The sequence below is a fragment of the Micromonospora sp. NPDC005174 genome, from assembly GCF_040608495.1.
In the GTDB taxonomy this organism is placed as follows: domain Bacteria; phylum Actinomycetota; class Actinomycetes; order Mycobacteriales; family Micromonosporaceae; genus Micromonospora.
In genome coordinates this window covers 53,391-69,535 of record NZ_JBEXIJ010000013.1, presented here as the reverse complement: position 1 = coordinate 69,535, position 16,145 = coordinate 53,391, and the positions used below count along the sequence as shown (strand labels likewise).

Annotated in this window: 17 protein-coding genes; 14 read left to right on the top strand and 3 right to left on the bottom strand. The window is 71.6% G+C overall.

Features of this window, described 5'->3' with window-relative positions:
- Positions 1-74 precede the first annotated feature (74 nt).
- Positions 75-533: an ester cyclase gene (locus tag ABZU91_RS16605; RefSeq protein WP_355240469.1), complete on the bottom strand. Its 459-nt coding sequence runs from the start codon at positions 531-533 to the stop codon at positions 75-77.
- 83 nt (positions 534-616) lie between these two features.
- A complete protein-coding gene (locus ABZU91_RS16600) occupies positions 617-1,009 on the bottom strand; it encodes a CBS domain-containing protein (protein WP_355240708.1) in 393 nt (130 codons plus the stop codon).
- Between the two features lie 164 nt (positions 1,010-1,173).
- Between ABZU91_RS16600 and ABZU91_RS16595 the strand changes: the two genes are divergently transcribed.
- The 5 genes from ABZU91_RS16595 (at position 1,174) to ABZU91_RS16575 (ending at position 5,156) form a co-directional block, all read left to right on the top strand.
- On the top strand, positions 1,174-1,941 hold the full coding sequence (locus ABZU91_RS16595; RefSeq protein ID WP_355240466.1) for a hypothetical protein: 768 nt from the start codon (positions 1,174-1,176) through the stop codon (positions 1,939-1,941).
- 77 nt (positions 1,942-2,018) lie between these two features.
- On the top strand, positions 2,019-2,750 hold the full coding sequence (locus ABZU91_RS16590; RefSeq protein WP_355240463.1) for a phosphocholine cytidylyltransferase family protein: 732 nt from the start codon (positions 2,019-2,021) through the stop codon (positions 2,748-2,750).
- Positions 2,738-3,805: an iron-containing alcohol dehydrogenase family protein gene (locus ABZU91_RS16585; RefSeq protein ID WP_355240460.1), complete on the top strand. Its 1,068-nt coding sequence runs from the start codon at positions 2,738-2,740 to the stop codon at positions 3,803-3,805. The genes ABZU91_RS16590 and ABZU91_RS16585 overlap by 13 nt, the downstream gene beginning before the upstream one ends.
- Positions 3,780-4,499 carry a CDP-alcohol phosphatidyltransferase family protein gene (locus ABZU91_RS16580; protein WP_355240457.1) on the top strand — a complete coding sequence of 240 codons (720 nt, stop codon included), beginning with the start codon at positions 3,780-3,782 and terminating at the stop codon, positions 4,497-4,499. Before ABZU91_RS16585 ends, ABZU91_RS16580 begins: the two co-directional genes overlap by 26 nt.
- Before the next feature lie 222 nt (positions 4,500-4,721).
- Entirely contained in the window at positions 4,722-5,156 is a 435-nt protein-coding gene (locus ABZU91_RS16575) for a peptidase inhibitor family I36 protein (protein ID WP_355240454.1), read from the top strand.
- Positions 5,157-5,319: 163 nt separating this feature from the next.
- On the opposite strand, the gene ABZU91_RS16570 is transcribed toward ABZU91_RS16575, so the two are convergent.
- Positions 5,320-6,579 carry a glycosyltransferase gene (locus ABZU91_RS16570; RefSeq protein ID WP_355240451.1) on the bottom strand — a complete coding sequence of 420 codons (1,260 nt, stop codon included), beginning with the start codon at positions 6,577-6,579 and terminating at the stop codon, positions 5,320-5,322.
- A gap of 24 nt (positions 6,580-6,603) precedes the next feature.
- Between ABZU91_RS16570 and ABZU91_RS16565 the strand changes: the two genes are divergently transcribed.
- The 9 genes from ABZU91_RS16565 (at position 6,604) to ABZU91_RS16525 (ending at position 16,144) form a co-directional block, all read left to right on the top strand.
- Positions 6,604-7,464, top strand: a complete 861-nt coding sequence (locus ABZU91_RS16565) for a DNA-formamidopyrimidine glycosylase family protein (RefSeq protein ID WP_355240448.1) — start codon at positions 6,604-6,606, stop codon at positions 7,462-7,464.
- Positions 7,465-7,728: 264 nt separating this feature from the next.
- Entirely contained in the window at positions 7,729-9,300 is a 1,572-nt protein-coding gene (locus ABZU91_RS16560) for a sugar transferase (protein WP_355240705.1), read from the top strand.
- Positions 9,301-9,332: 32 nt separating this feature from the next.
- Positions 9,333-10,559: a histidine kinase gene (locus ABZU91_RS16555; RefSeq protein WP_355240445.1), complete on the top strand. Its 1,227-nt coding sequence runs from the start codon at positions 9,333-9,335 to the stop codon at positions 10,557-10,559.
- Positions 10,556-11,314, top strand: coding sequence for a LytTR family DNA-binding domain-containing protein (locus ABZU91_RS16550; protein WP_053651534.1), 759 nt, complete (start codon positions 10,556-10,558; stop codon positions 11,312-11,314). Before ABZU91_RS16555 ends, ABZU91_RS16550 begins: the two co-directional genes overlap by 4 nt.
- A 67-nt stretch (positions 11,315-11,381) precedes the next feature.
- Entirely contained in the window at positions 11,382-12,044 is a 663-nt protein-coding gene (locus ABZU91_RS16545) for a DUF5701 family protein (protein WP_355240441.1), read from the top strand.
- Positions 12,045-12,172: 128 nt separating this feature from the next.
- Positions 12,173-12,850, top strand: coding sequence for a response regulator transcription factor (locus ABZU91_RS16540; protein ID WP_355240438.1), 678 nt, complete (start codon positions 12,173-12,175; stop codon positions 12,848-12,850).
- Positions 12,851-12,918: 68 nt separating this feature from the next.
- Positions 12,919-13,920 (top strand): ATP-binding protein, encoded by a 1,002-nt coding sequence (locus tag ABZU91_RS16535; protein WP_355240702.1) that lies wholly within the window; start codon positions 12,919-12,921, stop codon positions 13,918-13,920.
- Entirely contained in the window at positions 13,917-15,686 is a 1,770-nt protein-coding gene (locus tag ABZU91_RS16530; RefSeq protein WP_355240436.1) for a DUF4173 domain-containing protein, read from the top strand. Before ABZU91_RS16535 ends, ABZU91_RS16530 begins: the two co-directional genes overlap by 4 nt.
- Before the next feature lie 44 nt (positions 15,687-15,730).
- Positions 15,731-16,144, top strand: a complete 414-nt coding sequence (locus ABZU91_RS16525; protein WP_355240433.1) for a hypothetical protein — start codon at positions 15,731-15,733, stop codon at positions 16,142-16,144.
- Position 16,145: the final 1 nt, after the last annotated feature.

Below are 16,145 nucleotides of genomic sequence, written 5' to 3'. Positions count from 1 at the left end.
GCGCCGACGGCACGGCGATGTCCGCATCCTGAGCCACCGGGACGGGTGACGTTCCCCCTCCGGTCGTCGGCAGATCAGACCGGAAGTGCGAGCGAGTCGTGCTGCGCCGCCCGGGACAAACCGTCAAACTGCACGCCGAGCGAGTCGAGGAGCGCACTCCAGTCGAAGTAGGAGCGCCAGGCGACGATCCTGCCCCGGCGCGCCCGGACCACGTCGGCCATCTCCCAGCTCACTGACCGGCCGGTCGGAGCGACGGTGCCGTACGGCGAGTGCAACGTGCCGGTGTGGGTGCCGCTGAGGCGCAGCTCCACAGCCGCGCCACCGGACGTACGCACCACGCCCAGCGGGTCGATGCGCAGATCCGGAAAGGCCCCCGTCCAGGTACGCAGCAGCGCGGGCAGCTCGATCGGTCGGACCGTGACACCCGGCATGGAGTAGAACGCCTCCGGGGCGTACAGGTCCGGCAGTCGGGCCACGTCCCGCCGCAGGAGCATCGCGTACTGCTGCTCGATCAGGCGCTCCGCGTCACGCATCGGGCCCTCCCTCACGGGCCACGGCACCTCCGCGCCCGTGAGGGATCCTTACCCTTCGATCCGGCCCGGCACACCTGCGCGGGTCAGGTCGCGGCGGCCACCTGGCTCTCCGCCCAGACGCGCATGATGTCCCGCACCGAGATCACTCCGGCCACCTCGCCGCCGTCGAGCACCACCAGGTGCCGGAAACCACCCCGGGCCATCGCGGCGGCCGCCTCGGCGACCGTCCACTCCGGCGCCGCGTAGACGACGTCCCAGGTGAGGTGGGCGCCGGTGCGTTCGGTGTCGCAGTCGAGACCCGCGCCGATGGCCTTCAACACGTCGCGTTCGGTCATGATGCCGACCCCCTCGGACTCGGGATCGATCACGACCGCCGACCCGACACCGCGGGCCGACATCATCCGGGCCGCCTGACGGAGCGTGTGCTCCGGACCGACGACGAGGACCTGGCTGGACATTGCTTCCCGTACCTGCATCACGCATCACCCCTTTGGGACCGTGGCATTCGGTACGGACATGGTCGTCCGTGGATGTTTCCAGGACAAGACCGGACATCGTCGGGATGCGGCGGCGCTCGCTACTGTCGAGGCGTGATCACCGAGCCCCTGCGCTGCGCCGGCGCGTTGCGGTCGATCGGTCGGTGAACACCGTCGAGCTTGCGCCGCACCGGATCGCCGGGCTGCTCGCCCCGGCCGTGGACCGGGTCTTCCGGGCCGGCATGCTCGCCGGCCACGACTGGGGTGGCGCCGAGCTGAGCCAGCGGTACGGCGGACCGGCCGCCACGGGTCTCCTGGTCGAGCTGCGGACCCGCCTGGCAGCGCCGGGCGGTGCCGTCGACGAGCCCGGATTCGCCGCCATCACGCGCTACCGCGACCCCGTCGTCACCCGTCGCACGGTGGACAAGCAGGTCGCGTATGGCACGATCCACCGCCGCCCGGACGGACGACTGTCCGCCACCGAGCGCGGCACCACCTTCCTCGGCGAGCTGTACCAGGTGCACGCCGAGGTCACCGAGGAGCTGTGGGCGGGGCACGACGAACGGGTCGCGCGGCTCGTCGCGGCCCTCGGCCGGCTGCTGACGTACGCCCTGGTGCTCGTCGACGCCGACGACGACCGGGACTGGCCGGCGTTCACCGCGATGGCGCCCCCGCACGAGCCCGACGGCATCCCGCCCGGTGTGTTGCTGCTCAACCGGCTCGGCACGCTGCGCTACCACCGTGCCGACGCGCACGCCGCCGCCTGGACGGCCGCCGGACACACCGGGTCGAGCGTCACCGCCCTGCCCGCCGGCCCCGAGCGGCTCGCCATCGAGCTGGAGACCGACCGTCGGGCCGCCGGCCCGTACGCCGTGCTCTCCGCCGAGGAGCGGTTGACCATGCTGGCCGACCTGGCGGCCCTACCGGGCTGACCGGTTGGCCGGAGTCGCCGGCCCGCCCGGGGCTATCCTCCACCGGTGACAGGAGCAGGACGAGGGAGGATCTCGCGATGATCGGAATGGTGCTCGCGGCCGGAGCAGGGCGCCGGCTGCGCCCGTACACCGACACCCTGCCCAAGGCGTTGGTGCCGGTGGACGGCGAGACCACGATCCTGGACATCGCGCTGGGCAACCTCGCCGAGGTCGGGCTCACCGACATCGTGATCGTGGTCGGCTACGCGGCGGACGCGGTCGTCTCCCGCCAGGCCGACCTGGAGAAGAAGTACGGGGTCACGCTCACCCTGGTGCACAACGACAAGGCCGAGGAGTGGAACAACGCCTACTCGCTCTGGCTGGCCCGGGAGTACTTCGCCCGGGGGGTGCTGCTGGTCAACGGCGACACCGTGCACCCGGTGAGCATCGAGAAGACCCTGCTCGCCGAGCGCGGCCCGGGCATCCTGCTCGCGGTTGACACCCTCAAGGCGCTGGCCGAGGAGGAGATGAAGACCACCTTCGACGCCGCCGGCCAGCTCACCCGCATCACCAAGATCATGGACCCGGGCGAGGCGTACGGGGAGTACATCGGCGCGACGCTCATCGAGCCGCAGGTCGCCGGCGCCCTCGCCGACGCGCTGGAGGCGACCTGGCGGCGGGACCCGAACCTCTACTACGAGGACGGTTACCAGGAGTTCGCCGACCGGGGCGGGGAGGTGCGGGCCGCGCCGATCGGCGACGTCCCGTGGGTCGAGGTCGACAACCACGCCGACCTGGCCCGCGCGCGGGAGATCGCGTGCCGCTACTAGCGCGGAGCGTCCTCACCCCACTGCACATCGACGTGCGACGCGGGGCGGTCGCCGACCTGGCCGCGATCCTGGCCGACGGGCGGATCTCCGCCGGGGGCGACGTGGCGGTGGTGGTCGGCCCCGGTCAGGGTGCCCAGATCGCGGACCTGATCCGGCCGTCCCTGCGGTCCGCCGACGTGTTCACCGTCGCCGGGGCGACCCTGGACGCCGCCGACGATCTCGGCGGCAAGCTCCGGGCCCGCTCGTACGACGCCGTCGTCGGCATCGGCGGCGGCAAGACCATCGACGTCGCCAAGTACGCGGCCACCCGACGAGGGCTGCCGATGGTGTCGGTGGCGACAAGCCTCGCCAACGACGGGATCGGCTCCCCGGTCGCCAGCCTCATCACCGACGGGATCAAGGGCTCCTACGGGGTGCACATCCCGATCGCGGTGATCGTCGACCTCGACTTCGTCGAGAGCGGTCCGGATCGCCACAACCGGGCCGGCATCGGCGACGTGATCAGCAACATCAGCGCGCTCGCCGACTGGGAGCTGTCTCGGCAGGTACGCGGTGAGCCGGTGGACGGGCTGGCCGCCTCGCTCTCCCGAGCGGGCGCCGAGGCGGTGCTCCACCACCCCGGCGACATGAGCGACGACGCGTTCGTCACCGTCCTCGCCGAGGCGTTGATCTCCAGCGGCCTGGCGATGGCCGTCGACGGCACCAGCCGGCCGTGCAGCGGCGGCTGCCACGAGATCATGCACGCGGTCGACTCGCTCTTCCCGGGCACCGCCTCGCACGGCGAACTGGCCGGGTTGGGTGCGCTGTTCTGTACCTGGCTGCGCGGTGACCTGCGCCGCTTCGCCGAGATGTCCGCCTGTCTGGCCCGGCACGGCCTGCCTCGGCTTCCCGCCGAGGTGGCGCTCACCGACGACCAGTTCGTCGAGGCGGTGCAGTTCGCGCCGCGTACCCGCCCGGACCGCTACACGATCCTCGAGCACCTCGCCCTGTCGCCTACCGAGACGCGGGAGCGGCTGGCAGACTACGCCGGTGCAATCCGCGACCAGCTTGGCTGACCCCCGTCCCACCATCGCCGACTTCCACCGCGTCAACCGGGGCGGCGGCCTGTTCAGCGAGTCGATCAGCCAGTGGCTCGGCGCGGTCTTCGCGCTGGTCGCGCAACGCCTCGGGCTGCGCCCGACCGCGCTGACCCTCACCAACCTGGTGCTCGGGCTGGCCACATCGATCTCCGTGGTCGCGCTGGCCGGGCCGGTCGCCGCCGGGGACGTACCGGCCTGGGTGGTCGGCCTGATCGCGCTCGTCGGTTGGCAGGTCGCGTACTCCCTGGACTGCGCCGACGGGCAGCTCGCCCGGGTCACCGGCCAGGGCAGCCCGGCCGGCGCGCGGATCGACATCCTCTGCGACGTGGCCGCGCAGATCGCCCTGGTGGCGGCGCTCGCCGCCACCGCCGTAGCGCAGGAGCCGTCCACCCCGACCTGGCTGGTGGCCACCTTCGCGGGTACCTGGATGGTCAACCTGGTCACCTCGGTCATGCAGGCCGGTCCGAACGCCGCCAGCATGGTCACCTCGACCTCGCTGCCCGTACGCCTCGTGAAGCTGGTCCGCGACTACGGCGCGGTCGTCTTCGTGGCCGCCCTGGTGCTGGCCGTGGCCCCCGCGCTCGTCCTCTGGGTGCTGGTCGCGTTCACCATTGTCAACGGCGGTTTCCTGCTCGCCAGCATCGCCTTCTCCGCCCGCGCCTCCCTGTGAGAACCCTGTGGCGCGACGGTGGACACGGTGTCCACCAGGATCGAACACCCGCTTGCCGGTGACAGGAGACGTCCGGCCGGCGGTACGTCGGGCCGACCGCGGCCACGACGCGACTCTGTCCTAAGTGGATCAAGAAATGCTACAGAATCTATCTACCGGGATGCTTCATCTTTGAGTGGCAGCTGCACGTGTGTGAGCTGTCGAGAATCACAGGAGGATTTGATGAAGCGGAACCGAGTCCTGGGGAGCCTTGTCGCGGCGGTGGTGGCTACTGCCGGCACATTGGTGGCCGCTGCGCCCGCTCAGGCGGCGTACCAGTGCCAACGTGGCGAGGTCTGCTTCTACGAGCACAACGGCGGAACAGGCAGTGTGGCGGTCCTCGCCACGCTCAGCCCGCGCCGTGGGGGCGGTTATCCCAATGCGGTCTTGGACTTCAGGAAGTTGCTGTACACCAACGGTAAGAATCTGAATGACTCTGCCTCGTCCGTGGTGAACGATACCGACTTCTACCTGTCCGTGTACGAGAACGTCGGCGGTGCTTCCCCGGGGAAGTACGTCTACCTCCGGCCGCATTCGGGGGGGACCTTTGTGGACATGAATGACATGGCCTCCGCCGCTGCTCTCTCGTGCGACCCGAAGCAGTCCACCTGCGAGTGACACGGCCCTGTGCGGTCGTACCCTGATTCCGGCCCAGGACCGTTGGCAATTGAGCCAATGCCCTGGGCCGGAGCTGTCGGGTTTGTCGGACCAGGCACTGCCCGGTGTCGATCGCCGCCCGAAACGTCATCTTCGCCGCCGCTGATCCCCGCGAAGCGCAAGATCAGGCAACGGGGGAAAGCCCGGCATAGACGCCGAGGAGGCGCTTCGTGACCACGTCGGGGTGGAAGGTCTGCTCGTACCGCAGGCGGGCCCGCGCGGAGAGCGCGGCGGCACCGGCCCGCGCGACCGGGAGCGCAGCGGCCAGCGCCGCCGGCTCCGGCGGCACCACCCAGCCAGCGGTGCCGGTGACCACGCCGGTTGGCAGCGGTATCGGCCCCTGCCCGGCGACGGCGGAAGCGGTCTCGGCCGGGCCGGTGCCGGCGGGCTCGTGCGGGGCGTCCGCACCCACGAGGTACGGGATGCCGCCCAACGCGGTGCCGAGCACCGGCCGACCGCTGGCCAACGCCTCGATGATCACGGTGGGCAGCACGTCGTGCCACATCGAGGCCGCGATCACCACCGCGCTCGCCTCGACCGCGGCGCGTACCCCGGCACGGTCGAGCTGACCGAGGTAGAGCACGTCGGGTCGCTCGGCGGCGGCGGCCTCGACCAGCGGGCGCAGCTCACCGTCTCCGGCCACGCGCAGCGTGCCCAGGGTGCCCACCGGATGGCGACGCCAGGCATCCAGCAGCAGGTCGACACCCTTCTCGGGCGAGAGCCGGGCCATGTAGAGGAAGCCGTCACCGAGCGGCGCGGGCCGACCCGGATCGGGTACGGAGTTCGGCTTTACCACGATGCGTTCGTCCGGAATGCCGTAGTCGTGGAGGTGGTCGGCGATCGCCGAGGTGAGCGCGACGTACCGGTCCACCGACCGCCAGGTGCCCCGGTGCACGGCCAGGGTGGTCGCCATCAGCGCGCTCTGCGCCGCCGAGTCGCGGTAGCACCGGTGCCTGATCGCTGGCACGCCCAGCGCCCGACCCTTGCAGTCCTGACAGATCACGCCGTCCCGGAAGTAGATCCCCGAGGAGCAGACCTGCCGGTAGTTGTGCACCGTCTGCACCACCGGCACACCGTGCCGGTGCGCGGTCCGCACCACCCAGGGCGAGATCAGGGGGTACGGGTTGTGCAGGTGCAGAACGTCCGGCCGGTGCTCGGTGAGCAGCCGGCCCAGGTCCTGCTGGGCACGAGGCGCCCAGATCGGTGAGATCGGCAGCAGCGCCTTGGCGGCCTTCGACATCGACGGGATCTCGTCCGAGCTGCGGATGAAGGGCAGCACCTCGACCCCAGCGGCCGTGAGCTGGGCGATCTCCGAGTCGACGATCGTGTTCTCACCGGAGGGCTGGGCTTCCCGGTACCGGTTGTGCGCCACCACGATTCTCACGGGAAAGAAGGCTACCGTTGGCTGGTGCCCGAACTACCGGAGGTTGAAGCGCTCGCGGGTTACCTGCGGCAGCGCGCGGTGGGGCGGCGTGTCGACCGGCTGGAGATCGCCGCGATCAGCGCCCTGAAGACGTACGACCCGGCACCCTCCGCGGTCGCCGGGCGGACGGTGGTCGACGCCCGTCGGCACGGCAAGTTCCTCGATGTCGTCATCGAGGGTGACCTGCATCTCGTGGTGCACCTGGCGCGCGCGGGCTGGCTGCACTACCGGGAGGCGTTCCCGTCCTCAACGCCGCTGCGCCCGGGCAAGGGTCCGATCGCCGTCCGGGTCCGGCTCGACGACGGCTCCGGCTTCGACCTCACCGAGGCCGGTACGCAGAAGAAGCTGGCCGCATATCTGGTCACCGATCCGGCGACAGTGCCCGGGGTGGCCAAGCTGGGCCCGGACGCGCTCGCCGCCGACCTGCCCACCTTCGTCGAGCGGCTGCGCAGCCGGCGCGGGCAGGTCAAGGGGGTGTTGACCGACCAGTCGGTGCTGTCCGGGGTGGGCAACGCGTACTCCGACGAGATCCTGCACACCGCGAAGCTCTCTCCGTTCGCGATCACCGACCGGCTCACGGACGCCCAGTTCGCCACCCTGCACGCGGCGACCCGCCAGGTGCTCGGCGACGCGGTTCAGCGGTCCCTCGGTCAGCGCGCGGCGGAACTGAAGGGGGAGAAGCGGTCCGGGCTGAAGGTGCACGCCCGCACCGGGCTGCCCTGCCCGGTCTGTGGGGACACCGTCCGAGAGGTCTCGTTCGCCGACTCGAGCCTGCAGTACTGCGCGACGTGTCAGACGGGCGGCAAGCCGCTTGCTGACCGACGGTTGTCCCGTCTCGTACGGTGAGTAACCCCACATGGCGACTACGGAGCGGAATCGACCCGAGTGAGTCGAACCTCCCGTCCACCGTTCTCGCCACACGCACATCCATCGGTATAGTGGCCCGGTCCCCGGCTTCTGAAATGGTGCGGAGCCGGCCAGATCCCGCCGACACCAGCGGTCGCCAATCTCCTGCGGGGCGGCGACCGGTGGGGACCCGCGTGGGAGACTGGGACGGTGGGCGACCCGGCCCCTCACTGCGAGTGAGTGGCACGTGTCATGCGGGAGGACATGGGTGAGGTGACGGCAAGCCTCCAGCGCCCGGTATCCAACGAAGGCCGGAGCAGACTCGTGCGGCACGTCGACAGCTTCGAGATCCAGCCGCCGACGCCGCCGTCACACAACGGCGTCCCTCGGTCGGCGTGGGCCAGGGCGCGACGCCGCGTCTCCCGGTGGCACCGCCCCTACACCGCGATCCTGCTGCTCCTCGACTTCGGCGCGGCGGCGTTCGCCAGTTGGATCGCGATCCAACTCTTCGACCAGGCCGCCTCCGGTTTCTCCGGCACCAACCAGGACCCGACCTGGTTCCACACCATCTCCTACCTGCTGCTCCCCCTCGGCTGGATGGTCATCCTCTGGAGCAACCGGGCGTACGACCGGCGCTATCTGGGGCTCGGCCCGGACGAGTTCAAGCGGGTGATCCGGGCCGCCGTCACGGTCGCGGCCAGCGTCTCCTTCCTCGCCTTCGCCACCAAGACCGCGCTGTCGCGGTGGACGGTCGGCACGGCGTTGCTCGGAGCGCTGCTCCTGATCCTGTGGGGCCGATTCGTGGCCCGCTGGGCGCTGCACTACATCCGTCGGCGCGCCGGTCAGGCCGCGCACCGGATGGTGCTGGTCGGCACCCTGCCGGAGTGCCTGGAGGTCTACGCGGCGGTCACCCGTAGTCCCGCCGCCGGGCTGATGCCGGTCGCCATCCACATCACCGACGGTTACGCGGCGGCCCGCGGGGTGCCCACGCCGGTGCCGGTGCATGCCGGCCGCGACGTCCTGGCCCTGGTCCGTGAGGTCGGTGGGGACACCATCGCGGTCTGTGGGTCGGCCAGCGCGGAGCCCGGTGAGCTGCGCCGACTGGCCTGGCAGCTCGAAGGCTCCGGGGTTGATCTGGTGGTCGCCCCGCAGCTGACCGACATCGCCGGCCCGCGCGTGCACATCCGGCCGATCGAGGGTCTGCCGCTGCTGCACGTCGAGGAGCCGACGCTCTCCGGGCCGGCGCTGCTGGCCAAGAACCTGATGGACCGGGTCGCCGCCGGCCTCGGCCTGCTGCTGCTGGTCCCGCTCTTCATCTCGATCGCGGTGGCGATCCGGATCTCCGACCCCGGGCCGGTCTTCTTCCGCCAGCCTCGGGTGGGGCACGAGGGGCGCACGTTCCGGGTGTGGAAGTTCCGGACGATGTACGTCGACGCCGAGGACCGGCTGGCCAGCCTCACCGACCAGAACGAGACCGACGGCATGCTGTTCAAGATGAAGCAGGATCCCCGGGTCTTTCCGGTGGGTCGCTTCCTGCGGGCCTCGTCGCTGGACGAGCTGCCGCAGTTGATCAACGTGCTCTGGGGTGAGATGTCGCTGGTCGGGCCACGCCCGCTGCCGGCCGACGACGGCGACTTCCTGGGCGACGTACGACGCCGCCTGCTGGTGCGTCCGGGCATGACCGGGCTGTGGCAGGTCTCCGGCCGCTCCGACCTGTCGTGGGACGAAGCGGTCCGGCTGGACCTCTACTACGTCGACAACTGGTCGCTGGCGTACGACCTGAGCATCCTGTGGCGCACCGTCGGTGTGGTGCTCGCCCGCAAGGGCGCGTACTAGCGCGGAACGCGGCGAGCCGTCAGGATCGCTGCGTGGGTGGCAACCTCTCCGCCGTCATCGGCGTCGTCTCGCTGGTCACCGCGCTGACCGCGGCCCTGCTGGCGGTGCTGCGACTACGCGCCCGGCGCGGCATCGCCACCGCCACCCAGCGGGCCACCTACGAGGTGCTGCACACCGCCGGCCTGGCCGCCGAGCCGCTTCGGGCGGGACTGAGCGCGGCGGGGGCGGCGAAGGCCGTACGCCATCTGCGGGCCCTGGTGGGTGCGGTCGGGCTGGCGCTCACGGACGCCGACGAGGTGCTCGCCCTCGACGGACGCGGCACGCACCACGGCGAGCAACTGCTGGCGGCGGCCCAGCGATCCATCACCTCTGGGCGTTCGACTGTGCTCGGGGAGTCCGACCTGCGCTGCGATCGGGTGGACTGCCCCGTCCGGGGTGCGGTGGTCGCGCCCCTGCACGGCGCTGACGCCCGGGTGGTCGGGGCGCTGGTGGCGATCGCCGACAACGCGCCGGAGCCGGGGCTGGTGCAGGCGACCCTGGAGACCGCGCACTGGGCCGGCAACCAGCTCGCCCTGGCTGAGCTGGACTCCTCCCGGGAGCGGCTGGCTCGGGCTGAGATCCGGGCGTTGCGGGCACAGATCAGCCCGCACTTCATCTACAACGCGTTGACCGCGATCGGCTCGTTCGTCCGCACCGATCCGGAGCGCGCCCGGGAGTTGATCCTGGAGTTCGCGGAGTTCACGAGGTACTCGTTCCGGGCGCACGGGGAGTTCACCACCCTCGCCGAGGAGCTGCGGTCGATCGACCGGTATCTGACGATCGAGCGGGCCCGCTTCGGCGACCGGTTGCAGGTGCGGTTGCAGATCGCGCCGGAGGTACTGCCGGTGACACTGCCGTTCCTGTGTCTCCAGCCGTTGGTGGAGAACGCCGTCCGGCACGGGTTGTCCCGCAAGCCGGGCACGGGCATGGTGAGCATCGAGGCCCGGGACGCGGGCGCCGAATGCCACATCACGGTGGAGGACGACGGGGTGGGTATGGATCCGACCGCGCTGACCGCCGGCATCGCCGAGCTGGCCCGCAGCACCGGCGACCCGGGTGACGACACGGGCCAGCACGTCGGCCTCTCGAACGTCGACGAGCGGCTGCGCTCGGTCTTCGGTGACCGGTTCGGTCTGGTCGTGGAGACCGGGCTGGGGTCCGGCACGCGGGTGAGCGTGCGGGTGCCGAAGTTCCACCCGGGCGTACGGGCCGGTTCGTGACTACCGGGTTCCTCCGGGTGCTGGCGGTGGACGACGAGCCGCCCGCGCTCGACGAGTTGGCGTACCACCTGCGGGCCGATCCCCGGGTGGCCCGCCTGCACACCGCCGGGGACGCCACCGAGGCGCTGCGACTGCTCCGCGACGGTGACGTGGACGTGGTCTTCCTGGATATCCGGATGCCCGGCCTGGACGGCATGGAGCTGGCACGGGTGCTGCGACGGTTCGCTCGGCCGCCGGCGATCGTCTTCGTCACCGCGTACGACGATGGCGCGGTGGACGCCTTCGACCTGGGCGCCACGGACTACGTGCGCAAACCGGTACGCGCCGAGCGGCTGGCCGAGTCGTTGCGGCGGGTGATCGGGTCGCGGGTGGTGCCGTCGCATCCGGCGGCACTGGCCCGGGCCGAGGAGGACCCGACCATTCCGATCGAGCTGGCCGGTACGACCCGGATGCTGCCCCGCTCGGCGGTGCGGTGGGTGGAGGCGCAGGGTGACTACGCCCGGCTGCACACCGCCGAGGGGTCGCACCTGGTGCGGGTCTCACTGGCCACGCTCGCCGAGCGGTGGGCGGATGCCGGCTTCGTGCGGGTGCACCGGTCGTACCTGGTGCAGTTGAAGTTGATCGCAGAGCTGCGCCTGGTCAACTCCGGCTACGTGGTGGTGGTCGACTCCACCGAGCTGCCGGTGAGTCGGCGGCACACCCGGGAGCTGAAGGACAAGCTGGTCAGGGCGGCGAAGCAGGACTGGAGTCGCTGAGGCGGGAATACTCCCACCCTTCCCGTACGCTGTACGATAGTTGATACGACATTCGGGAGGCCGCTCCGTGACCGCAACTCCGTTCGACGCCGAGACCGAGTTCGACCGCCAACTCGACCGCCTGGTGCAACTGGGCTACCCGGCCCTGGCCGGCGTGCCCGAGAGCGCCTTGCGCGACCTGGCCGCCCCGCTGCGATCCCGAGCGGTCGACGGCGCCTCCGGCCTGCCTGCGCCCACCGACGCCCGGGTGCCCTTCCTGCTGGTCGTCACTCGGGACCTGATCGGCGTGGAGCCCCGACTCGAACTCACCACCCTGGCCGGCAAGCGCAAGCCCGGCTTCCTCGACCGCCACTACGCTGAGGGCGACCTGCCGCGCTTCGACCCCATCAAGGAGTTGGAGGTGCCCGCCGGGCCGGTGTACCTCCTCTTCGACGTCGACCGTGGCGAGGAGTTCCGCAACCTCGCCCCGGCCGCGGCGATGGAGGGCATGACCGCCCAGGGTCGACTTCCGCTCACCATCGACGAGGGGCTCGCCTTCATCACGCTGTACCCGGATGCACTGGCCAGCAACAGGTGCTTCTCCCTGGTCGGCTCGCGGTGCGGTGACAAGCGGGTGCCGGCACTGTGGATCAGCCAGGGCGCGCCGAAGCTGGGCTGGTGCTGGTACGGCAACCCGCACACCTGGCTCGGCTCCGCCTCGGCCCGCCCGGAACGCGTCGGACTGGACTGACCCGGGGACCGGCCGAAAGAGGCCTACCGGCAGCACCCCCGAGTTATCCACAGGGCTGATCGGTTCTCCACAGGTTATTCACAATGCCACCCACTGATCTCCACGGTGGCTCCCTACAGTCAGACCCCATGAAAGAACGCCGCGTCCTGGTCGTCGAGGACGAACGCACCATCGCGGAGTCGGTCGCCGCCCGACTCCGCGCCGAGGGCTTCCTCGTGGAGATCGCCGCGGACGGCCCCAGCGCCGTCGAACGGTTCCGGGCCGGACAGCCGGATCTCGTCGTCCTCGACGTGATGCTGCCCGGCTTCGACGGCCTGGAGGTGTGCCGGCGTATCCAGGCGGTCCGGCCAGTTCCGGTGCTGATGCTCACGGCCCGCGACGACGAGACGGATCTGCTGGTCGGGCTCGCGGTCGGCGCGGACGACTACCTCACCAAGCCGTTCTCGATGCGCGAGCTGGCTGCCCGCGTACACGTGCTGCTGCGCCGCATGGAACGGGCCGCGACCCCCGCGCCACCCGCCATCCGCCTCGGTGACATCGAGATCAACGAAGCCGAGCGGCGGGTTCGCCGCGCCGGTGCTGACGTGCACCTCACGCCCACGGAGTTCGACCTCCTGCTGCACCTTGCCGGGCGACCCCGCACGGTCCTCCCCCGGGAGCGGCTGCTCGCCGACGTGTGGGGTTGGGCCGAGGGCACCGGCACCCGCACCGTGGACAGCCACGTCAAGGCGCTGCGCCGAAAGCTCGGCGCCGACCTGATCCGGACCGTCCACGGCGTCGGGTACGCCCTGGAGGTGCCCGCGTGACCGGCCGGCTCGTGGACTGGCTGGAGCGGGTGCTTCCCCGTCCTCTCGATCCGGTCCGCTCGATAAAGATGAAGCTCGGCGTGCTGCTGGTCGCCTCCTGGGCCGTGGCCATCGGCTACTTCTGGTACGGCATCGGCTGGCTCCCACCGGGCACGGCGATCACCGCCATCTGCATCGCGCTGGTCACCTCGCAGGTGCTCGCCCACGGGATGACCTCGCCGCTGCGCGAGATGACGGCCGCCGCCGGGGTGATGGCCCGCGGCGACTACACCCGTCGGGTACGCGCCACCTCCCGCGACGAGGTGGGCGAGCTGGCCCAGGCGTTCAACAAGATGGCCGAGGACCTGCACGCGGCGGACCAGCGACGGCGTGAGCTGATCGCCAACGTCTCCCACGAGCTGCGCACGCCGATCACTGCCTTGCAGGGCGTCCTGGAGAACATGGTGGACGGGGTGGCCGAGCCGGAACCGGCGGCCCTGCGCGCGGCGCTGTCCCAGACCGAGCGGCTCGGACATCTCGTCGCCGACCTGCTCGACCTGTCCCGCCTCGACGCCGGGGTGGTGCCGCTGCGCCGGGTCCAGATCGACGTGGGGGACTTTCTCGACGAGGCGGTGGAGCACGCCACCGCGAGCGCGGCCGGCGCCGGGCTGGACGTCGACTTCCGGCTCCGCGAGTTGGCGACGCCGTTGACCGTGCACGCGGACCCGTGGCGGCTGCACCAGGTGTTCACGAACCTGCTCGACAACGCGGCGCGGCACAGCCCAGCCGGCGGCACCGTCCGGGTGAGCGCCGAGGAGCACGTCGGCGAACTCCACTTCGAGGTGAGCGACGAGGGACAGGGCATCCCGACGGCCGAGCGGTCCCGGGTGTTCGAGCGGTTCACCCGTGGCGACCGCGCAGCCGACGGTGGAACCGGCCTCGGCCTGGCCATCGCCCGCTGGGTCGTCGAACTGCACGGCGGTCGGATCGCGGTCCTCGACCCGGTTCGCGCCGTCAAGGGCCCCCGGCCGGGCTGCCGCATCCAGGTCACCATCCCGAACGACAGACCACACCGAGGAGAGGTCGCATGACCACCCCTGGCAGCAATCCGCCTGCGACCACCGGCCCGGCGACACCGCCGACCGCCGGCCCGGCGACATCGACCATCGGCCCGGCGACACCGCCGACCGCCGGCCCGGCGACATCGACCATCGGTCCGGCGACGCCGCCGCCCGCCGGGCCAGCGGGACGACCGACGCCCGCGTGGCCCCAGCCGATGGCTGCCCTACCGGTCGTGCCCCGGCCACCGTCACTGATCGCGCGGCGCTGGCCCGGCCCGTCCGGGGCCGCGCGTCCGCTGGCCCTGGCGGCCCTGACGGTGGCGGCCGTCGTCGGCGCCTCGACGCTCACGGTGGTTCGCCCCGGACTCGGTTGGCTGGTGGCCGCGCTGGCCGCCACCGCCGCGCTCGGCACAGCCACCGTCGTGCGACCCCGGCCGCAGACCGCGCCGCCCACCCCGGCGACTCCACCCACCGCGACCACTCCGGCGGCCACCGTCCGTCCCGATGCCACGGGGGCATCGGGGCGGGCGGCCCAGGTCGTCTGGGCTGCCGCGACGGTCGCCCTGGTGGGCGTGGGCACGGTCCGCGCGGCCGGCTGGCTCTTCGTCCTCTGCCTACTCGGCGCCGCGGTCACCGGCACACTCGCGGTGACCGGCGGGCGGAGCCCGCTCGGAATGCTGCTGGCGGCGACGCTGCCGCCGGCCGCGACGGTACGGGCACTCCCCTGGGCGGTACGCGGGCTGCGCGACACCCGACCGGCCGGCTCGGGCATCGGCGTCGGACGGGTCCTGACCAGCCTGACCGTCTCCGCCGGCCTGCTCCTGCTGTTCGGACTGCTCTTCTCGTCGGCCGATGCGGTCTTCGCCGACCTGGTCACCGGTCTGCTGCCCGACATCTCGGTGCCCGGTGTCACCGGTTGGATGTTCCGTCTGCTGCTGATCGGCGGTGGTCTGCTCGGCGCGGCGTACCTGGTCAGTCGGCCGCCCGACCTGGAAGGGCTGCGGCCGGGACCGTCCCGTCCGGCTCACCGGCTGGAGTGGACCCTTCCGCTGGTGCTGCTCGACGCCCTGTTCGCCGCTTTCGTACTGGTCCAGTTGACAGTGCTGTTCGGCGGCGCGGGACACGTGCTGCGCACGTCGGGGCTCACCTACGCGCAGTACGCGCGGAGCGGGTTCTGGCAACTGCTCGCCGTCACCGGGCTCACCCTGCTGGTGATCGCCGTCGCCGCCCGTCGTGCACCGAAGGCCACGCGTACCGACCGACTGCTGGTCCGCGCGCTGCTCGGGGCGCTCACCGCGCTCAGCCTGGTGATCGTGGCCTCGGCGCTGTACCGGATGCAGGTCTATGCCGACGCGTACGGCGCCACCCGACTGCGGCTCGTCGTGGCGACCGTCGAGCTGTGGCTCGGTCTGCTGTTCGTGCTGGTCGGCGTGGCGGTGGTACGGCTACGGGCCACCTGGCTGCCCCGCCTGGTGATCGGCACGGCGGTGCTGGCGCTGCTCGGGTTGGCCCTGGTCAACCCGGACCGACTCATCGCCGACCGGAACGTCGACCGGTACCTGGAGACCGGCCGGTTGGACGTCGGCTACGTGGCCGACCTGTCGGCGGACGCCGTACCGGCCCTGGCCCGGCTGCCCGAACCGGTACGGATCTGCGCGCTGAACCGGCTCGCGACCGACCTGCCCCGGGACGGCCTGTGGGCGACGAACGTCGGACGGGAGCGCGCCCGCCGTGAGCTGGACAGAATCCCGGTGACCGGCCCCGCGTCGCACTGCTTCGGCCTGCGCTACCAGTGAGCGGCGACGCTTGACAATCGCGCGAGGCGGGCAAGACTGCCGGGGTGGCCAAGCAACTCCCTGACGTGGGGTCGGGCGGTGCGGTCCCGCCGCCCCGGCGGGCGCGGATCGTGTTGGCCGACATCACGCGGCAGGACACCCGCGCCGAGCGGACCCGCGCCGAGCTGGCCCAGCAGACCCAGGTCGGCGAGGCGCTGGTCCGTGGCCTGGTCCGGGCCCAGCTCGCGCTGGCGTTGCGGCTGTCGTTGGTGGTCGTCATCGGGCTGGGCGGGTTGCCCTGGCTGTTCGCCATCGCACCATCGCTCGGCCGGACCACGGTGGCCGGCGTCAACCTGCCGTGGCTGCTGCTCGGGGTGGCCGCGTTCCCGTTCCTGATCGCGGTGGGCTGGGCGTACGTGCGGCTGGCCGAACGCAACGAGCAGGACTTCACCGACCTGGTGCAGCGGCCGGAGCACTGAC

What these genes read in the sequence shown, in the direction of transcription:
- ABZU91_RS16605 (WP_355240469.1), bottom strand. Translation starts at nt 533, where the DNA reads ATGCGTGACGCGGAGCGCCTGATCGAGCAGCAGTACGCGATGCTCCTG.
- ABZU91_RS16600 (WP_355240708.1), bottom strand. Translation starts at nt 1,009, where the DNA reads ATGCAGGTACGGGAAGCAATGTCCAGCCAGGTCCTCGTCGTCGGTCCG.
- ABZU91_RS16590 (WP_355240463.1), top strand. Translation starts at nt 2,019, where the DNA reads ATGATCGGAATGGTGCTCGCGGCCGGAGCAGGGCGCCGGCTGCGCCCG.
- ABZU91_RS16575 (WP_355240454.1), top strand. Translation starts at nt 4,722, where the DNA reads ATGAAGCGGAACCGAGTCCTGGGGAGCCTTGTCGCGGCGGTGGTGGCT.
- ABZU91_RS16560 (WP_355240705.1), top strand. Translation starts at nt 7,729, where the DNA reads ATGGGTGAGGTGACGGCAAGCCTCCAGCGCCCGGTATCCAACGAAGGC.
- ABZU91_RS16540 (WP_355240438.1), top strand. Translation starts at nt 12,173, where the DNA reads ATGAAAGAACGCCGCGTCCTGGTCGTCGAGGACGAACGCACCATCGCG.
- ABZU91_RS16535 (WP_355240702.1), top strand. Translation starts at nt 12,919, where the DNA reads ATGAAGCTCGGCGTGCTGCTGGTCGCCTCCTGGGCCGTGGCCATCGGC.
- ABZU91_RS16530 (WP_355240436.1), top strand. Translation starts at nt 13,917, where the DNA reads ATGACCACCCCTGGCAGCAATCCGCCTGCGACCACCGGCCCGGCGACA.